Genomic DNA, 19649 nt, shown 5'->3' with positions numbered 1-19649 from the left:
TATGAAAAAAAACATATTACCTGGAAGTGTTATTGCGCTGTCATTAATGGGTGCCTTTAATCAAGCTCAGGCAGGAGTTTTTGTGGGGGTTACATTTAATTTTGACGCTAAAGGTGTTGAAGGGCTTGGCTTTACTACAAAAGTAACGAGTACCAATAAAAGAGATCGCTTTGCGGCGTCTGCGGGAGCCACTTATTTCCCTTTCAAACAGGATAACCAATTCGGGCTGGACGCTGGTGTGGGTTATCAGGGGAATAATTCTGCCGGTATTGTAAGCTGGGATTTTCTACAAAAGGGGGTTTCGGTTAGTGCTGGATACGCTAAAACGAAAAAACCAGCAGTGCTAACAGTGCCGCCAGCAGGCGGAGCAGGAGCAGGTGGCGGTGATGGAGCCAGTTAATGTGATAGTTAGTGTGAATACTAATCAACACAAAAGTTGTTGACTTTGCATGAGGAATAGTCTTAATCTACATGAAATATAAAATGTTTTTAAATTAAAAATATAAAACTAAGCTTATTTCGCTTGATTAGGGGGCTTAATGCCAGATATTACTGAACTGCGTCAGAAACAGATCCTGATTGTTGAAGAAGACCAGGCTTATGCCGTGGATTTGAAAGCCATGCTGACCGATGGTGGTTTTCGTCATGTTGATGTCGCTGCGGGTGGACAGGAATTATTGGCGAGTTTGCAACAAAGTAATCGTGGGGCAGCCCGGAAGATTGATCTTGTTCTGGCGAGTGATTCATTACAGGATTTTGATATCTACACCTTTTGTCAGCAGAATGGTTTGGGTGGTTCCAGTGCTGAGATGATGGTAATGGTTCTTGCAGCGGGTGAAGGTTGGTGGAATGAAGAAACCGCTCGTAAGGCGTATGAATCAGGTGCGGTGGATATCGTTTTTAACCCTGTTCGCAGTATCGAAATTATTCCACGCGTATTACTGACGCTCAATCTTCAATCTGAGCGGGTGTTATGTCATCAGCACGAGGATGAGTTGAATACCGAATTAGCCGAACGTAAGGTGATGGAAGCGCGTCTGCAATATCTGGTGGCGCATGATGATATGACGGGGTTGTTTAATCGTCGTCGACTGGAACAATCTCTGGATCTATCTATTATTCGTACGCGTAATTTCAAACGTACCAGTGCCTTGCTTTATCTCGATTTGGATCAATTCAAGCTAATTAATGATACCCAGGGTCATGAAGCGGGTGATCGTATGCTTGGTGCGGTGGCTAATTTATTGAGAAAGTCAGTTAAAAAGAGTGAGATTATTGCGCGTACGGGTTCTGATGAATTCGCTATTCTGCTTGAAAACCTGACTGCAGAACAGGCGCTTGAAACCGCTAACCGAATTAGAAAAAATCTGGATCAAAGTGGTATCGAAGGCGATGCCGATGGTTGTCATGTCAGTGCCAGTATTGGTGTGGCAATGATCGAGCCGAATGAGAATGTGTGTTCCAGTGAAATTCTGGCGCGTGCAGATCAGGCCAGTTTTGTCGCCAAAAAACATGGTCGCAATATGGTTCATAAATACAGTGCTAGTGATATTGAGGTGCATACGCTCCGCACCGATGTGCAATGGGTGCCTCGTATACGTGCTGCATTGGCTAATGATGATTTATTTCTGGTATTTCAACCGGTTGTTAGTCTGAAGGATAACAAGGTCAGACGCTATGAGTGTCTGTTGCGTATGCGTGGTGAAGATGGCGAGACCTATATGCCGGATGAATTCATCCCGGTGGCAGAACGTATGGGGCTGATTCACAATATTGATCTATGGGTGGTTGAAAATGCGATTGATATTCTCGCCTCTCTACCACCGGAACAGTCTGATATTTCTTTCAATGTCAATTTGTCCGGGCATGCCTTCCAGGATAGTTCCTTGTTGCCATTGGTTAAGCAAAAGCTGGAAATGTTGTGGGTGAATCCGGCAAGATTGATCTTTGAAATCACCGAGACGGCAGCGATTGCCAATTTTGTTGAAACCCGTGAGATGGTCGCACGTTTGCGTGCTCTGGGCTGTAATTTTGCCCTGGATGATTTTGGTGCCGGTTTTAATTCATTCAATTACATTAAGAACTTCCCGGTTGATTATCTGAAGATAGATGGCACCTTTATTATTAATCTGGTGAATGATCAGACGGATCAAGTGTTAGTCAAGGCAATGATTGATATTGCACGTAGCCTGGGTAAAAAGACCGTTGCCGAATATGTTGAGAATCAGGAAGTGCTGGAATTGTTGAGGGGTTATGGTGTGGATTATGTGCAGGGCTTCCATGTTGGCAAACCACAGGCCTCGCTGGCTGAGGTTAATGTAGAGTCGATAGTTTCAACGCTGGATAATCCCGTATTTAACTTCCTGACTGAAAAAAATTAATATTCGGAATACAAACCGAAAAGAAAGGGGGCAGACCTAAGGTCTGTCCCCTTTCTTTATGAACTGACCTTAACGATTCGAGTCTCAGAATAAATATCGTGCCAGCTTCGATTTTTTTTATCAATCAATATCCAGAAATAACCCAGTCCGAGAAAGGCGATTGAAACCAGTGAAATCAGGAATCGTAGTAGTGCCTGCCACCAGCTGATGGGGCCACCGTTTACGCTTTCTATGCGAATCTTCCATGTGCGCATCCCTAGGGTTTGACCACAACGCGTCCAGAACCAGGCATTAAAGAAAAAACACACGATAAACAGGTAGCTGGTAAAGAGTGGGTTACCAGCAGAAATGGCACCATCTTCTGCCAGGGGTAATACCAGTGCTGCGGCGAGGAATAAGGTCGCCAGTAATAGAAAGGCATCGTAGACCATGGCGGCCAGTCGTGGGAATAGGCCAGCAGTTTGAATGGTATCGGTGGGTGTGGTTTTACTCATAAGCGTGGGCTCTGCGAGTTCGAGACAGGAATCACGCCTCTCTAACAGAGACACGCCGTGAATACATCCATGTAGGCTCGATGCCCGCGTCCATGCGGGCAACGGTCTCTGTTAGAGAGGAATAATTCCTGTCTCTTGAGTTAATGGAGTGGCTGTATTGAGTCATTATAATAAAGAGTTACAAAATTGGTGCTCCCTAGGGGACTCGAACCCCTGTTACCGGCGTGAGAGGCCAGGGTCCTGGGCCACTAGACGAAGGGAGCAGTGTTTCAATGCATCTTAACCTGCAACACTATTGAAGGGGTGTTATTATACCTTCAAGTTTCCAATGAGCAAGTTAAGGTTCCTTGATGTCGGTAGCCAGTAAAGGCAATAGTATAAAAAATCGCGCTGATCCGGTCTTTTTATCCCGTTCAGAGCATTCTGTTTCCCGTAAAAATATCAGCCCCAATGCGTTGAAGGTTCTTTATCGCCTCGATTCCGCTGGCTTTCAGGCCTGTCTGGTGGGTGGTGGGGTGCGTGATTTGATCCTGGGTCGAGAACCCAAAGATTTTGATATTGCCACTGATGCCTCACCCGAGCAGGTGCGGGATTTATTTCGTAATTGTCGTTTGATCGGGCGCAGGTTTCGTCTGGCGCATGTGATTTATGGTCGTGAGGTTATTGAGGTAGCAACTTTCAGAGCGCCACATGATGACAGCAATAATAATGAAGACGAACAAAAAATGGAGGCGGGACGTATTCTCAGGGATAACGTCTATGGCTCTATTGATGATGATGTCTGGCGGCGGGATTTTACGATTAATGCGCTCTATTATGATATCAAGGATTATTCGATTATTGATTATGTCGGTGGCATGCAGGATATCAAGGATGGGCTACTAAGATTAATTGGTGATACTGAAGAACGTTATCGTGAAGATGCTGTTCGTATGCTGCGTGCGATACGTTTTGCTGCCAAGCTGGGTTTCCGTATTGACCCGGAATCTGAGCGGGCTATCCCGCAGATGGGTGCCTTGTTGCGAGAGATACCAAGTGCGCGGATCTTTGAAGAGGTGCTGAAATTATTTATGTCGGGTGCGGCATTAGAGACCTTTGAATTATTGCGCCATTACGATCTGTTTAAATACCTGTTTCCAATGACAGATGAATCGCTGGCACTTGAGGTTGAACACTTTCCCGATAGAATGTTGATTCAGGCATTAAAGAATACCGATTCGCGTATTCAGCAAGGCAAACCCGTCACCCCGGCTTTTTTATATGCTGCCTTGTTATGGCATCCCATGCAGATTCGCATGCAAGAGGTGATGACGCGAGATACGGGTGATGAGGTGGTGAGCTCGACACGGGTAATGCAGATTGCCTCCAGTGAGATTGTGCGTGAACAGGTTCGAGTAACCTCTCTGCCCAAGCGTTTCAGTTTACCGATGCGTGAGATATGGTCTTTACAACATCGTTTTGAACAACGTGCGGGAAAACGTCCTTTGCGCTTGTTGACGCATCCTCGTTTCCGCGCGGCGTATGATTTTCTTTTGTTGCGTGAAGTTGCTGGAGAGGTTGATAAGTCATTGTGTGACTGGTGGACTGAGATTCAGACCCTGGACAAGAATGATCGGGAGAGTTTTATTCAGCAGGTTCAACAGCCGCAGGTGAACTCAAAAAAACGGCGTAGACGGCGTAAAAAGGCTCAAAGTGCTTGAGGCATAAAATGGGTCAATACGTTTACATCGGGATAGGCAGTAATCTGAATGATCCTGTCATGCAGGTCAGGCAAGCGCTTCGTTGTTTACAGACACTGGTCAATAGTCAATTAATCAAGTCCTCCAGTCTTTATCAAAGTGCACCAATGGCGGCTATGGAACAGCCGGATTATATTAATGCGGTGGTGTTGCTGAAAACGGAATTATCAGCTATTGAATTACTGGATCATCTCCAGGATATTGAGCAGACACAGGGGCGGATGCGTGATGAAGAACGCTGGGGTGCGCGTATTATTGACCTTGATATTCTTTTGCTTGGTGACGAGGAGATAAATTCAGAACGCCTGACTGTGCCACATTATGGGCTGCATGAACGTTCATTTGTGTTGTTGCCACTCAATGAGATAGCTCCTGATCTGGATATTCCAGGGAGAGGGTTATTGAAAGAGATGTTAAAGTATTGTGATTGTTCGGATATAAAGAAGGTTTCTTGAAATGCTGTGTGAGTTCGAGGCATGAATCATTCCTCTTTATCAGAGCCACGCCGTCAATACATCCATGTAGGCTCGACAGCCGCGTCCGTGCGGCTGACGGTCTCTGATAAAGAGAAATAATCCCTGTCTCTTGAGCGGGATAGCAATATTATGACTATAAAACAGCCTGATTATATTGTTGTAGAAGGACCGATTGGTGTCGGCAAGACGACTCTGGCACGGCGTTTGTCGAGTAGTTTTGGCAGTGCCTTGTTGTTGGAAAGTGGCGATGCGAACCCCTTCCTTGAGAAGTTTTACAATAACCCGAAGGATGCCGCTCTCCCCACCCAGTTGTTTTTTCTTTTTCAACGAGCCAAGCAAATGCAGGAGCTACGTCAGGGGGATATGTTTCGTCCGGTACGGGTGGCTGATTACCTGATGGCGAAGGATCAATTATTTGCCGGTTTAACGCTGGATGATGAAGAATATAAACTTTATGAGCAGGTGTATTCTCAACTAACTCTGGATAGCCCCACTCCGGATCTGGTTATTTATTTGCAGGCCCCGGTTAATGTATTATTGAAGCGTATACGCAAACGCGGTATTTCCTATGAGCGTAAAATGGGCAAGGATTATCTTTCCCGATTAGTTGATACTTATGAACGTTTTTTTCATACTTACAGCGCGGGGCCCTTGTTGATTGTTAATTCTACGGATATTGATATTGCCGGGAATCAGATGGATTATGATGCCTTGCTGGAGCGGGTGCGTAGTACTACCAGTGGTCGGCATTATTTTAATCCTGCTCCGGCAAATTTGTAGTTGGATCAACGGTTCCCTGGGGTTTGAGACATGAATTGCACTTCTCTACCAGAGACACGCCGTGAAACCATCCATGGTGGCTCCACGCCCGCGTCCATGCGGGCAAGGGTCTCTGGTAGAGAAGCGCAATTCATATCTCTTGAGTTAATGGGACAGTAATGATAACGATTAATCAACTAATGGCAATGAAGCAGCGTGGTGAGAAGATCACCTGTCTGACCTGTTATGATGCCAGTTTTTCACGGCTGCTGGAACGAGCGGGTGTGGAGCTGATTCTAGTGGGGGATTCTCTGGGTATGGTGTTGCAGGGGCATGACTCTACTCTGCCCGTTACTATGGATGACATGATTTATCATGCGCGATGTGTGACGCGTCAATCCGGCTCGGCATTATATATTGTGGATCTGCCTTATCACAGTTATTTAACGGTTGAGTCTGCGCTACAGAATGCACAGCGATTAATGGAGCAGGGTGGGGCGCAGATGGTTAAGCTGGAGGGTGCCATGATGGATGTGGTATCTGCACTGGTTGATCAGGGCTATCCTGTGTGTGCTCATCTAGGTTTGTTGCCGCAGTCGGTTAATGAACTGGGTGGCTATCATGTGCAGGGGCGTAGTGAGGAGCAGGCACAAATTATTCTGGATGATGCGATTGCATTACAGCAAGCCGGTGCATCTTTATTGGTGCTGGAGTGTGTGCCAGCATCATTGGGGAAAAGGATTAGTCTGGCGTTGGATATCCCTGTTATTGGTATTGGTGCGGGTGTTGATTGTGATGGTCAGGTGCTTGTGTTGTATGATGCATTGGGGATTACGCCGGGTAAACGGCCACGTTTTTCGAAGGATTTTCTAGCTGAGAATGAGGATATAGCAGCGGCATTGAAGGCCTATGTTCGTGCGGTTAAAGATGAGTTGTTTCCGGCAGCCGAGCATAGTTTTTGAATTTTATAATTAGAGGTTCTCTATTCATCTCTGAGCTTGTGGTACGTGCTTAAGGGGACACAGCAGATAAAGCCTTGCTATGTCCCCGGTTCAATGATGCGGGTCGGTGTCTATTTTTAGGCTGGCACAGGCCGGGGACATAGCAGGCTTTATCTGCTGTGTCCCCTCGAAGAGTTCCACGAACCTCAAACCATCGTACGGAAATAGGTATACTGTCCCCATGACGGTTCATACATGAATATAGCTAAGACTATTTCGGCAGTTCGTTCACAGCTTGGCGAATGGCGTGGGGAGAGGCTGCGTGTTGCCTTTGTTCCTACCATGGGTAATCTCCACCAGGGTCATCTGGCTCTGGTGGAGGAGGGGTTTCGTTGTGCTGATCGTGTGGTGGTGAGTATCTTTGTTAATCCGTTACAATTTTCGGCGGGTGAGGATTTCTCGACCTATCCACGCACCCTGGAACAGGATATTGAGAAACTGCATGCGGTGGGAGCTGACTGTTTATTTGTGCCTGATGTCGATGAGATCTATGGCGAAGATCGGGATGCTGTTATTGTCGAGGTGACGGGTATTAGTGAGATCTTGTGTGGTGCCAGTCGCAAGGGACACTTTACCGGGGTGACTACGGTGGTTGCCAAGTTGTTTAATATTGTGCAGCCGGATGTTGCTGTATTGGGTAGCAAGGATTTTCAGCAGTTAAGCATTATTCGTCGTATGGTGAAGCTGCTTTATATGCCTGTTGAGATTATTGCGGTTGAAACTCGACGTGAGCCAGATGGTCTGGCGATGAGTTCGCGTAATCGTTATCTGTCGACTGAACAACGCGCCATTGCGCCGATCCTGTTTCAATCTCTACAGGCGGCTAATCAGCGTTTGCAGCAGGGTGAAAGGGATGTTTCAGGACTTGAGGTGGAAATGCGGGATTATTTGACCTCATTTGGCTTTGAAGTGGAGTATTTTACTGTTCGTGATGCGAAAACATTGCTTGATGTGGGAGAAGACTGCCTGGATTGGGTGGTTTTGCTTGCGGCTCGTTTGGGGGATACCCGCTTGATTGATAATATTCGAGCCAATCATAACGGTGATTCAGCTTTAAAGATGAATTTTTTACTGAAATAAGGGATAATTATCGTTCTTGATTGAACGGTGAACCAGTATTTTATGCAACTAACAATGCTCAAGGCCAAATTGCACCAGGCACGCGTAACTCATTCTGAACTTGAGTACGAAGGTTCCTGTGCGATTGATGGCTTGTTATTAAAGGCTGCCGGGCTACGTGAATATGAACAGATTCATATTTACAATATGGCCAATGGCGAACGCTTTACAACCTATGTTATTCGGGCTGAGGATGGTTCCGGTATTATCTCTGTTAATGGTGCGGCCGCACACAAGGCCAATCCGGGGGATCGGGTTATTATCTGTGCCTATGTCCGTTTGTCTCAACAGGAAGCCATGAGCTTTAAGCCGACACTGGTGTATCTTGATGAGAGTAATCAGGTGACTCATACCAATAACGAGATTCCTGTGCAGGCTGTGGGGTAATCAAACAATGGTGCGCATTGCGCACCCTACCGGTAGGGTGCATCCCACGCATGGTAGGGTGCGTACCACGCACCGGTCATTTATCAGGAGTGCATAATGGAAAGCTATGAATTAATTGTTATTGGTAGTGGACCCGGTGGTGAAAAGGCGGCATTATTTGCTGCCGATCATGGGCACTCTGTCTGTGTAATCGATCATGGCCCTGCCGGTGGTGCCTGGGTGAATACCGGCACGATCCCGAGTAAGACCTTGCGTGAATCGGCTTTGTATCTGGCGGGTGGTCGCCGTCATGGTGTTGTCTCAACCTCTTCAAATAATCCCACTGTGCGTAGCTTTATGAGCCTGAAACGGCATCTGGTGGCGCGTTGGCGTGAGCGGATTGAGCATGATTTCAAAAACAGTGCGGTTACCCGTATCTGTGCTACCGCTCGTTTTATTGATGCCCATACCCTGGGGCTATCAACCGGTGAAAAGGTTCATGGTGAACGAATTTTGATTGCCACCGGTTCCAGTCCTCGCTCTGTGCCTGAATTACCTGTTGATGGGAATCTGGTGCATAACTCCGATACTCTGTTGTCACTCAATCATATCCCGGCTTCCATGATTGTATTAGGCGGTGGTGTGATTGCATGTGAATATGCCTCTATTTTTCAGGCCTTGGGGGTTCAGGTGACGCTGATCAATGGACGTGATCGGGTGTTGGGTTTTGTTGATAATGAGATGAGTGATTTTATCGAGGATGCCTTTCGTGAGAGTGGCATGGTGGTGCGTAATGATGCCCGTCCGGAGGCGTTACAGACTTATAAGGGTGAGGGGGTTGAGGTCTATCTGGATGATGGCACGATGGATTCCGCTGAGGTGGTATTTGTGGCGTTGGGTAGAAAGCCGGCAACCGATGAACTTAATCTGGAGGCGGCGGGTGTGTCGCTGACCCATTGGGGCACGATTGAGGTGAATGAATATATGCAGACCGAAGTCGAGCACATCTATGCCGCTGGTGATGTGGTCGGGTTTCCTTCCTTGGCATCGATGGGTATGGAGCAGGGCAGAGAAGCGGCGGCGCATATGTTTGGTGTTAAACGGGGTGCTATTGATGCACTCATTCCAAACGGCGTATTTACCATTCCTGAATTGAGTAGTGTCGGGTTTACTACGGAAGAAGCGATCAAACATGGTTTTGATCCGGTTTGTGCCACTGCCTCTTACGATAAGGCCGTACGATCTCATATGCTGGGTGAGAATGCAGGGATGATCAATCTAGTGGTTGATCGTAGTAGCCATTGTCTGCTCGGTGCCTGTATTATCGGTAGTCATGCCACGGAATTAATTCATATCGCAATGACGATTATTCGCTATGGCGGGACAGTGGATGACCTGGATCGTTTTGTCTTCAATGTGCCAACACTGAGCGTGCTATATAAAATTGCGGCTCAGGATGTGTTGAAGCAGCTGGAGCCACAAGAAGGTTAATTATATTTTGGTGCGCATGCGCACCCTACCGATTATCCTGTGTTTCTCATGCCGGTGGCGATGGCATTGATTGAACGCAACAAGGGTGGCAGGTAACGTTCTTTGCCTGCTTCATCACTACCACGAAACTGTTTCAGTAGATTAATCTGTATGTGGTTCAAGGGATCCAGATAGGGCTTACGTCGAATAAGAGACAGGTGTAATGTTGGGTTTTCCTCTAGTAGCAGGTCAACCCCGGCAACCTCCATGATCTGTTTTACCGTTAATTCAAATTCCTCATGGATGAGTGCATAGATACGTTTTGCAGACGCAGGGTCTGCCATTAAATAACTATATTCCTGGGCGATATTGGTATCGGCCTTGAACAACGCCATCTGGGTATTACTCAATAGTGCATGGAAGAAGGGCCATTCCTTATACATCTTTTGCAGCTTAGCCAGTCGTGCCGGGTCGTTATCCTTCCAACGGCTAATGGCATGTCCGATACCGAACCAGGCAGGTAGGGTATGACGTGCCTGTGCCCAGCCAAAGACCCAGGGGATTGCGCGTATGGAATCCTTGGAACGGTTGCCGCTGGCACGATGGCTGGGTCTTGATCCAATGTTCATGAGTCCGATCTCGGTGACCGGAGTGATCTCATAAAAATAGTCGAGGAAGCCGTCTGTTTTTTCTGTCAGTTGGCGGTAGGCCTCTTCACCACTGGCGGTAATCTCGGTCATGATATCCAGATATTCCTGGTTATCCGGGGAGATATCCTTTATTCGATTCTTGCTCGCCTTGATCAAGCCGGTAATACCCATGGATATCTCATAGGATGCGGTTTCTGTGTGGCTGTATTTATGTGATAGCACCTCACCCTGTTCGGTAAACTTGATCTGACCATGCACGGTACCATCGGGTTGTGCCAGGATGGCCTCGTGGGTAGGGCCACCACCACGGCCAACGGTACCACCGCGACCATGAAATAAACGACATTCCACCTTCTTTTCTTGTGCAATCTGTAGAATCTGTCGCTGTGCATTATAGAGATTCCAGGTGGAGGCAAGGATGCCACCATCCTTACAGGAGTCGGAGTAACCGAGCATCACCTCTTGTCGATTGCCGGATACCTTCAGTAGTTCTCGATAGACTGGATCATCAAACAGGCAGGTGAGCACCTCTTCGGTATGAAATAGATCCTCAATGGTCTCAAACAGGGGGCTGATCTGGATATCACAGAACCACTCATTATTCTTTTTGCCTGCCATATTACAGAGTGAAGCCAAGGTCATCACCTCCAGCACATGACTGGCGTGATGGGTCATGGAGATGACGTAGTTGCCAAAGGCTGCCGGGCTGATCTCCTTACGCATCTTGACCATAACATCGAATACCGCGAGAATTTCCTGGGTATCTTCTTTTAATCGGCTACGGTCGAGTGTTATTTCCTGTGCCTTGCTGATGGTTTGTGTCAGGTAGTGTCTACGCGCTATTTCATCCATATTGGCATAGTTCTGATCGCCGCTGATCTGTTGACAGATGTCATCAATTGCATTGCTATGTCGGGTTGATTCCTGACGGATATCCAGTTGCATTAGATAAAAGCCAAAGGTCTCGACCAGACGGATCAGGTCTTTGAGCTCCTGGTCTGCAATATTGCCATCGCCATGTCCATGCAGTGAGCTATGAATTAGATGGAGGTCATGCAATAACTCAAACTCGGAGGTGTACGGTTCATTCCAGTCAGAGGTATCGGTGTTGTCATTCTCATCCAGTTGAATAGCCAGTTTTTTCAGGTTCTTTTTTAATCGATAGCTCATAATCGACAACTTGCGGCGATAAGGTTCCTGACTATAACGATGGGGATGATCTTTGAATGCGCCGGGGAAACTTTGATTATCTTTTTCCAGGCTGGTGAGGAATTCGCTGGAGGGATGACATAATACGACAGAGTGGGTCAGCATGCGGGTGAGGGCACGAGTGTGAGACAGATACTCTGTTAATGCCTCTTGCATATGCATGCGTAAAGCGAGTTCGGTGGTCTCTGGTTTAACGTTCGGATTGCCATCACGATCACCACCGATCCATGAACCAAAGCGGATGATGTTGGCTTTTTTGAGGGCATTAAAGGGTTGATCGTAGTTCTTGTTAAGGGCGTTTTCCAGGTAGCGATAAGCGGTTGGTATGGCTTTGAACAGGCTTTCTCTGAAGTAGAACAGGCCATTGCGAATTTCATCGCGTACCCTGGGACGACGTACGCGTACCTCATCGGTTTTCCACAGGATCTGTATCTGGCTTTCAAGGTTAGCGATAATATCAGCGCGTTGGTGTTTGCTATGTCGGGGGTCGCTGAGTTTTTCACTGATGCGGAATATGCGTTGCAATATGACCATAATACTGCGGCGTTTGGCTTCGGTAGGATGCGCGGTAAAAACCGGAATATAACAGATCTCGGAGAGTAGCTTTTCCATTTGCTCGGCATCAACACCATCACGGTGCAGTTCATCAATGGTATGCCCGAATGAGCCCACCCATTTGGGTTCATTTTTGCGGATAATGCGCCTGCGCTGGCTGTGTTGGAAGGCCTCTTCAGCAATGCTGACCAGGCTAAAATAGATGCTAAAGGCTCTGACGACATGGGTGGTGTGCTGGGGTTCCATATCAATAATCAGGCGTGTCAGGCGATCACGCAGACGTTGGTCTTCATTACTGCGTAGTTGGATATAACCCTTGCGTAGTTTTTCTACTGAATTGAAAACCTCTCTGCCGGCATACTGCTTGAGTACGTTACCTAGCAGGTTGCCAAACAGACGTACGCGTGCCCGTAGTTCTTTATCACGAGGTTCCTGGATCGTTATCATTGTATTTTTAGGCATAAAAAAACCACGCAACAGCGCGGTATCCTTCTGTTGTTAACTCTGATTTTTTAATTATACCCTAATTTTGGGGGAGATTGATTGATCTACTCAGGTTCAATCTTTTGGTTTTTATGTGTCTTGGGTTATTATGGGGCTTGTTTGATGTTTTGTTTTTGTAACTTGTTGATAGATATCTGGATTCGAGACAGGGGGTGCTTTTCTCTAACAGAGACGCGCGTGAAACCATCCATGGTGGCTCGATGCCCGCGTCCATGCGGGCAACGGTCTCTGTTAGAGAAAAGCACTCCCTGTCTCTTGAGTTAACCGGATCGAGATATCCTTTGCAGGGTTGTTTTTAATAGGTTGGAGAGTGATGCGTATTGCCCTGGGTGTGGAATATGATGGGAGTCAGTTTTGTGGTTGGCAGTCACAGGATGGTGGTGTGCGCACGGTTCAGGAATGTGTGGAGGCGGCACTTTCTCGCGTAGCGAATCATCCGGTCAAGGTGGTTTGTGCTGGACGTACCGATACCGGAGTGCATGCAACAACGCAGGTTATCCATTTTGATAGCGAGGTGGTGCGTGAAGACAAGGCATGGATTATGGGCGTTAATACCCATCTGCCCAAGGATATTTGTATTCACTGGATGAGGTCGACGGGTATGGATTTTCATGCGCGTTTCAAGGCGGTGCGCAGGCATTATCGTTATGTGATCTTTAATAGTAATGCACGTCCGGCACTGTTGCGTGATCAGGTGAGCTGGGTTCATGGGAATCTTGATGTGCTGCGTATGCAGCAGGCGGCTGAATATCTGTTAGGTGAACATGACTTCACCTCTTTTCGTGCCACTGCCTGTCAGGCACATAGCCCGGTACGCACCATTCATCATCTAACGGTGGAACGGGCCGGACAATATATAATGATTGATATCTGTGCTAATGCTTTCCTGCATCACATGGTGCGTAATATTGTCGGCGTGTTGCTCAAGGTCGCCAGGGTTGAACGTGAACCTGAGTGGGTCTGTGAGCTGTTAAAGGTCTGTGACCGTACTCAGGCGGGGATGACTGCACCTGCCGCCGGGCTTTATTTGACGGGGGTGGAATATCCTGCTGAGTTTAATCTTCCGTGTGAATTGCTCTTGCCGGGTTTTCAGACTTAACCGGGGACAGACTTAAAGTCTGCCCCCATTTTAGGCTCTCTGATCTTTACCTTTTGACAAAATGTAAAGATAGCCCTGTTCTTTACCTATTAATGAATAGTAAAGAGGATGTTTTATGCCTAAAGTGAGTGCGAAAAGACAAATCACCTTGCCCGTAGATCAGTGTCGTCAGGTGCATATTGAACCAGGCGATGAATATAACAGTTATGTTGATAATTATGGCTGCATAACCATTGTTAAAAAAACATCAAGCGCAGCAAAAGGTGTACTAAAAGGTATCAAGGTGGATAAACGCTTGAGTGATGAAGCCTCGTTACAGGGTGCGGTTAATACATGATAGCGATTGATACGAATGTATTGTTGCGATATCTGCTCGATGATGATGCTAGTCAATCAAAAAAGGCGGCGGCAATTATTACCGCTGGCGATAAAGTCTTGATTACTGATGTTGTGTTGGTAGAAACAATCTGGACGCTTAAAGGCAAGAAATACAAGCTTGATAAGGAAGCGATTATAATCGTTATCAATGCATTGTTTGCAGAACTGAATGTAATCTTTGAAGATGGACAGACGCTCTGGCGAGCTTTAACTGATTATACAAAAGAACAACCGATAACAGCAGGAGTCAGAGGCAAGGAAGTTGATTTCCCTGATTTACTTATTGTTAATAAAGCACAAAATATTGCTAATCAATTAAAAGCCGTATTCGATGGTGTCTATACCTTTGACGTTGCATTACAAGCGATATCAGGGGCAAGAAAACCTTAATGCTGATAGCTGCGGACTTTAAGTCTGTCCCCTAAAGTAAGACTCTGATAAAATACTACTTTTCAAGTGAACAGTGCATTCTTATGTCGATAAAAACCCGTTTTGCTCCGAGTCCTACCGGTTACCTCCATATTGGTGGTGTGCGTACTGCCTTGTTTTCGTGGCTGTATGCGCGTAAACATGGTGGCAAGTTTATCCTGCGTGTTGAGGATACTGATCTTGAACGTTCGACTCAGGAATCGGTCAATGCCATTCTTGAAGGGATGACCTGGTTGGCTCTGGAATATGATGAAGGCCCGTTTTATCAGACTGAGCGTTCTGAGCATTATCAGGCGGCAATTCAGCAGTTGATGAGCCAGGGTGTGGCTTATCGTTGTAACTGTTCCAGGGAACGTCTGGATACGCTGCGTGAAGAGCAGATGAAGAACAAGCAAAAGCCACGCTATGATGGTCACTGCCGTAACCAGATGGTGAGTGCCGATGAACCGCATGTTATTCGTTTCAAGACTCCGGTGGATGGTTCTGTGGTGGTGGATGATCTGGTGCAGGGCAAGGTGATCTATCCGAATGCGGAACTGGATGATCTCATTATTCAACGCACCAATGGTTCACCAACCTACAATCTTACCGTGGTGGTGGACGATATTGATATGGGAGTCACGCAGGTTATTCGTGGTGATGACCATCTGAATAATACCCCGCGGCAGATTAATATTATCAAGGCGCTGGGACATGATGTGCCGCATTATGCCCATGTGCCGATGATCCATGGTGAGGATGGTGCCAAGTTGTCCAAGCGACATGGTGCAGTGAGTGTGGTGGATTATCGTGATCAGGGTATCTTGCCGGAGGCATTATTGAATTATCTGGTACGCCTGGGTTGGTCGCATGGTGATCAGGAAATCTTCTCGGTGGATGAGATGATTGAGTTGTTTGATATTGAAGATGTCAACAAGGCACCTTCCAGTTTTAATAATGAAAAGCTGCTGTGGTTGAATCAGCACTATATCAAGTCTAGTGATCCGGCGCGTATCGCTCACCTGTTGAGTGTGCATCTGGGTAATCTGGGTATTGATCCCTCACAGGGCGCGGATATCATGGAGGTGGTTAAGGCGCAACATGAACGTGCCAAGAGTCTGGTGGAGATGGCTGAGATCAGTGCCTTCTTTTATCAGGACTTTGATGCCTTTGAAGAGAAGGCGGCGAAGAAACATCTGCGTCCGGTGGCGCGTGAAGGACTGGAGCGGATGCGTGAGGGTTTGGCGGATTTAGTAGAGTGGAGTCCCGAGGCACTGCATAGTCTGGTCGAGCGGGTAGCCGAGACACTGGAACTTAAAATGGGCAAGGTGGCACAACCCCTGCGCGTTGCCGTGGCAGGACGTGCCGCCTCACCGGGTATTGATATTACTCTGTATTTAACGGGTCGTGAGGCGGTATTGCGACGGGTTGATAAGGCGCTGGCATTTATTAGTGAACGCGAGAGTGTTGCTTGACCTGAAAGGTGGTTTGATATTCTGGTGCGCATTGCGCACCCTACCGCTCCAAATCAGGTAGGGTATGTACTCGAATCGGTAGCACATTAATTGGTAGGGTGCGCACCGCGCACCAAAAGGATAAACATAAAAAATGAGTGATCACCCAACGCCAACAAATTTTATTCGTCAGATTATCGATGAAGACCTCGCCACAGGTAAACACGGTGGCAAGGTAATAACGCGTTTTCCACCCGAACCCAATGGTTATCTGCATATCGGACATGCCAAGTCGATCTGTCTGAATTTTGGTATTGCCAGGGATTACCCGAATGCCCATTGTCATCTGCGTTTTGATGATACCAATCCACATAAAGAAGATATTGAGTTCGTTGATTCGATTCAGCAGGATGTGCGCTGGCTCGGTTTCGACTGGCAAGACAAGTTATATTTCTCCTCAGATTATTTTGACAAGCTTTATGGTTATGCCATTGAGTTGATTGAGCAGGGCAAGGCCTATGTCTGTGATCTGAATGCCGAGCAGGTGAGGGAATATCGCGGCACTCTGACCGAGCCGGGCAGAAATAGCCCGAACCGGGATGCCGCAGTGGAACAAAATCTGGATCTGTTTAAACGGATGCAGGCCGGTGAATTTGCCGATGGCACCTATGTGCTGCGTGCCAAAATTGATATGACATCACCCAACATGAATATGCGTGACCCGGCTTTGTATCGGATTCGTCATGGTGTGATCCATCATCAGACCGGGGATAAGTGGCGTATTTATCCGATGTATGACTTTACCCACCCGATCTCGGATGCGATTGAGGGGATCACGCATTCGCTGTGTACGCTGGAGTTTGAGGATCATCGCCCCCTGTATGACTGGATACTGGATAATATCAGCATCGAGTGTCACCCGCAGCAGATCGAATTTTCACGTCTGAACCTGCAATACACAGTAATGAGTAAGCGTAAGCTGACCAAGCTGGTGGCAGAGGGGTATGTTGAAGGCTGGAATGATCCGCGTATGCCAACCATTGCCGGTCTCAGACGACGTGGTTACACCCCCGCCTCAATCCGTGAATTCTGTGATCGTGTTGGTGTCACCAAGTCGGATAACTCGGTCGAGATGGGCGTGCTGGAGAGTTGTATCCGCGATGACCTGAATGTGCGGGCACCACGACGCATGGCCGTGTTGCATCCACTCAAGGTGGTGTTGAGCAATTATCCTGAAGACAAGACCGAGACCCTGGAGGTGGCTAATCACCCGCAGGATGAGACCATGGGGACACGCCCGATCAGTTTTACCCGTGAACTCTATATTGATCGCAATGATTTTTTGGAGGTGGCGCCGAACAAGAAGTTTAAACGTCTGGTGACCGGGGGCGAGGTGCGTCTGCGTAATGCCTATGTGATTCGCTGTGAAGAGGTGATTAAGGATGCCGCGGGTGAGATTACCGAACTGCGTTGCACACTGGATGAGGCGACCCTGGGGGCGGCACCGGAGGGACGTAAGGTCAAGGGTGTTGTTCACTGGGTCTCGGCTGTCACCAGCCTGGCTGCGACGATTAATTTGTATGATCGTTTGTTTACCCATCCAAGCCCGGATAATGCCGGAGAGGATACTGGTTTTCATGATTTCCTTAACCCGGATTCCTGTGCGGTGCTGGAGGGATGTCGGGTCGAGGCAGGTTTGATTGAGGCCATGCCAGATGATCGTTTTCAGTTTGAACGTGAGGGTTATTTCTGTCGGGATAGCAATGAGGGTGATGCGCTGGTGTTTAATCGAACCGTTACCCTGAGAGATTCCTGGGCAAAACTGGAAAAACAGCAAAAAAAATAGGTGAAGCGGGGTATTAGACTGGACAAAAACCCCGTTTTACCCTATGATTCGCCGCTACTTTGGGGCTATAGCTCAGCTGGGAGAGCACTTGCATGGCATGCAAGGGGTCGGCGGTTCGATCCCGCCTAGCTCCACCAAATAATTGCCATCGGTAGTTTTACTGAATGGCAATGCGTAGTAGAATACGCACTCGGTTTAGACGGCCGATGTTAAAATTTAGAAGTCTTTGTCCCCATCGTCTAGAGGCCTAGGACACCGCCCTTTCACGGCGGTAACAGGGGTTCGAACCCCCTTGGGGACGCCAATTAAATCAAAGGGTTGCGAGAAATCGTAACCCTTTTTTGGTTTTTCGGGTGGTTTTCAGATAATCCGTGTTGTCGTATCAAATTCAATCACCCTGTGTGACGTGCTGCGCGATGATGGCTTCAACTACAGCGCTTACGTCATCAAATTAGTGATGCTTTTTTCGAGCTATCCCGATAAGTCCCAACAGACCTGAAGAGAATAACCAGAACGTAGCAGGAATGGGTATTACCGTTGCGTTTACAAAATAGCCATCTGTTATTGTGGATGTATTCAGGGATGGCCCACTAACATAAGGGTAATCAGCCCCATAATAACCATCTATTCCTGTCCGGTAAGACCAGACAATATTAGTGCCATCATCTAAACGGCCACCAAAAGAAAAATTGGTTCCACCGAACCACTGGTAACTCCAGGAGTTGGAATAATAGGGGGTAAAGACTGAATGGAGTTCATTGCCTTGATCTATGCCGTATGTCTCATTTGCCAGGCTGTTATTAATCATAGCCATAACATCGTCTGCTGAAGCAAAATTCCAGGCACTTGCTCCGGTAATATTGTAAGTGGGATCAGCATTTATGTTCGCCAGATCGGCGTTATTGTAAACGACATTAAGATCAAGCCAATACATATCATCACTGCTTGATGCTGTTCCCATTGTATCGGTGATAATATTGCCGGATTTAACCAAGGATGCATTTACGTTTCCGATCATGCCTGCTAATAGAGATGCTGCAACAATATTGAGTAATGGATTGTTCATAGCTTGTTCTCCTTGTTGAATTAATGTTTATTACATCTTAATATGATACAAATAACATGCCACTTTAAATTATTGCTTTAAAACAGCGGGTTACGGTTTCCTTGGAATTTTTTTATAAATAAAATATCTTTAAGTGTAAATAATTTCGATATTTTGGGCTGGAAAGTTTGAGCTTCTTTACGTTTTGTTGGGTGACGCTTGTCGATCATAGATAATGTTAAACATGGGATTCAATAATTCATATCGAAGACCTGAAATATTTTGTCTGTGAACGCTGTGGTGCTGCTTTATCTTTCAACGCAGTCGCTGCAATCATCACACACGGTACACCGGTGACTGATGACATAACCAACTTCATCACAGACACGGCTACCGGTCGTGAATACCTTCGCTTTGATGCCTTCGATTTATCTTATGCCGATACGGTCATTGCTACGAGCGCTGGTGGTGTTTATGAAAATTGGTCAATAGCTACATCCAAAATATCAGATGATTTTATAGACGCAGCTTTAGGTGTTGCTACGTCACCTTGCACAGGTGCTGTAGCCTATAACACGACTTGTGGCACAGTAGCCGGTTACAATGTAAGCGCTCAACCAACAACGCTCTTGCTCAACGAAGGCTTATCTGATCCTGCGTAACACTACCCGGCAACAAAGCCTCAATATCTTCTAC

At 47.1% G+C, this 19649-nt stretch carries 19 protein-coding genes and 3 tRNA genes; 18 read left to right on the top strand and 4 right to left on the bottom strand.

Annotation, left to right across the window (positions count from 1 at the left end):
• Position 1: 1 nt before the first annotated feature.
• Together GXP22_03395 and GXP22_03390 are read left to right on the top strand one after the other, a co-directional pair.
• Positions 2-400 (top strand): hypothetical protein, encoded by a 399-nt coding sequence (locus GXP22_03395; protein NOX08525.1) that lies wholly within the window; start codon positions 2-4, stop codon positions 398-400.
• A 139-nt stretch (positions 401-539) separates the two neighbouring features.
• On the top strand, positions 540-2381 hold the full coding sequence (locus GXP22_03390; GenBank protein ID NOX08524.1) for an EAL domain-containing protein: 1842 nt from the start codon (positions 540-542) through the stop codon (positions 2379-2381).
• Between the two features lie 56 nt (positions 2382-2437).
• Here the strand turns inward: GXP22_03390 and GXP22_03385 are convergent, their stop codons facing one another.
• Positions 2438-2875, bottom strand: coding sequence for an RDD family protein (locus GXP22_03385; protein NOX08523.1), 438 nt, complete (start codon positions 2873-2875; stop codon positions 2438-2440).
• A 187-nt stretch (positions 2876-3062) separates the two neighbouring features.
• Positions 3063-3138, bottom strand: a tRNA-Glu gene (locus tag GXP22_03380).
• Positions 3139-3225: 87 nt separating this feature from the next.
• Between GXP22_03380 and pcnB the strand changes: the two genes are divergently transcribed.
• The 7 genes from pcnB (at position 3226) to GXP22_03345 (ending at position 9826) form a co-directional block, all read left to right on the top strand.
• Complete coding sequence (gene pcnB / locus GXP22_03375) at positions 3226-4575, top strand: polynucleotide adenylyltransferase PcnB (GenBank protein ID NOX08522.1); 1350 nt, start codon at positions 3226-3228, stop codon at positions 4573-4575.
• 8 nt (positions 4576-4583) lie between these two features.
• Complete coding sequence (gene folK, locus GXP22_03370; GenBank protein NOX08521.1) at positions 4584-5069, top strand: 2-amino-4-hydroxy-6-hydroxymethyldihydropteridine diphosphokinase; 486 nt, start codon at positions 4584-4586, stop codon at positions 5067-5069.
• A 150-nt stretch (positions 5070-5219) separates the two neighbouring features.
• Positions 5220-5870 carry a deoxynucleoside kinase gene (locus tag GXP22_03365; GenBank protein NOX08520.1) on the top strand — a complete coding sequence of 217 codons (651 nt, stop codon included), beginning with the start codon at positions 5220-5222 and terminating at the stop codon, positions 5868-5870.
• Positions 5871-6028: 158 nt separating this feature from the next.
• Positions 6029-6811, top strand: coding sequence for a 3-methyl-2-oxobutanoate hydroxymethyltransferase (gene panB / locus GXP22_03360; protein ID NOX08519.1), 783 nt, complete (start codon positions 6029-6031; stop codon positions 6809-6811).
• Positions 6812-7045: 234 nt separating this feature from the next.
• A complete protein-coding gene (locus GXP22_03355; GenBank protein ID NOX08518.1) occupies positions 7046-7930 on the top strand; it encodes a pantoate--beta-alanine ligase in 885 nt (294 codons plus the stop codon).
• 42 nt (positions 7931-7972) lie between these two features.
• Positions 7973-8356: an aspartate 1-decarboxylase gene (locus tag GXP22_03350; GenBank protein NOX08517.1), complete on the top strand. Its 384-nt coding sequence runs from the start codon at positions 7973-7975 to the stop codon at positions 8354-8356.
• Between the two features lie 96 nt (positions 8357-8452).
• Positions 8453-9826 (top strand): FAD-dependent oxidoreductase, encoded by a 1374-nt coding sequence (locus GXP22_03345; GenBank protein NOX08516.1) that lies wholly within the window; start codon positions 8453-8455, stop codon positions 9824-9826.
• 32 nt (positions 9827-9858) lie between these two features.
• Here the strand turns inward: GXP22_03345 and ppc are convergent, their stop codons facing one another.
• Entirely contained in the window at positions 9859-12681 is a 2823-nt protein-coding gene (ppc, locus tag GXP22_03340; GenBank protein NOX08515.1) for a phosphoenolpyruvate carboxylase, read from the bottom strand.
• Positions 12682-12875: 194 nt separating this feature from the next.
• Between ppc and GXP22_03335 the strand changes: the two genes are divergently transcribed.
• From GXP22_03335 to GXP22_03300, 8 genes are all read left to right on the top strand, one after another.
• A complete protein-coding gene (locus GXP22_03335) occupies positions 12876-13022 on the top strand; it encodes a hypothetical protein (GenBank protein NOX08514.1) in 147 nt (48 codons plus the stop codon).
• Positions 13023-13033: 11 nt separating this feature from the next.
• Positions 13034-13822, top strand: a complete 789-nt coding sequence (gene truA, locus GXP22_03330) for a tRNA pseudouridine(38-40) synthase TruA (protein NOX08513.1) — start codon at positions 13034-13036, stop codon at positions 13820-13822.
• 115 nt (positions 13823-13937) lie between these two features.
• Complete coding sequence (locus tag GXP22_03325) at positions 13938-14159, top strand: AbrB/MazE/SpoVT family DNA-binding domain-containing protein (GenBank protein ID NOX08512.1); 222 nt, start codon at positions 13938-13940, stop codon at positions 14157-14159.
• Entirely contained in the window at positions 14156-14590 is a 435-nt protein-coding gene (locus tag GXP22_03320; GenBank protein ID NOX08511.1) for a type II toxin-antitoxin system VapC family toxin, read from the top strand. The genes GXP22_03325 and GXP22_03320 overlap by 4 nt, the downstream gene beginning before the upstream one ends.
• 83 nt (positions 14591-14673) lie before the next feature.
• Entirely contained in the window at positions 14674-16083 is a 1410-nt protein-coding gene (gene gltX, locus GXP22_03315; protein ID NOX08510.1) for a glutamate--tRNA ligase, read from the top strand.
• Between the two features lie 133 nt (positions 16084-16216).
• On the top strand, positions 16217-17908 hold the full coding sequence (locus GXP22_03310) for a glutamine--tRNA ligase/YqeY domain fusion protein (GenBank protein ID NOX08509.1): 1692 nt from the start codon (positions 16217-16219) through the stop codon (positions 17906-17908).
• 61 nt (positions 17909-17969) lie between these two features.
• Positions 17970-18045 (top strand) — tRNA-Ala (locus tag GXP22_03305).
• Between the two features lie 91 nt (positions 18046-18136).
• Positions 18137-18212, top strand: a tRNA-Glu gene (locus GXP22_03300).
• 147 nt (positions 18213-18359) lie between these two features.
• Here GXP22_03300 and GXP22_03295 read toward each other — a convergent pair.
• The gene (locus tag GXP22_03295) at positions 18360-18974 is read right to left on the bottom strand and encodes a hypothetical protein (GenBank protein NOX08508.1); all 615 of its coding nucleotides are present in this window, start codon (positions 18972-18974) and stop codon (positions 18360-18362) included.
• Between the two features lie 332 nt (positions 18975-19306).
• Between GXP22_03295 and GXP22_03290 the strand changes: the two genes are divergently transcribed.
• The gene (locus GXP22_03290; protein ID NOX08507.1) at positions 19307-19615 is read left to right on the top strand and encodes a hypothetical protein; all 309 of its coding nucleotides are present in this window, start codon (positions 19307-19309) and stop codon (positions 19613-19615) included.
• Positions 19616-19649: the final 34 nt, after the last annotated feature.

The organism is Gammaproteobacteria bacterium (assembly GCA_013151035.1).
In the GTDB taxonomy this organism is placed as follows: domain Bacteria; phylum Pseudomonadota; class Gammaproteobacteria; order JAADJB01; family JAADJB01; genus JAADJB01.
The sequence above is the reverse complement of the archived record's forward strand: the minus strand, read 5'-3'. Positions and strand labels throughout refer to the sequence as shown.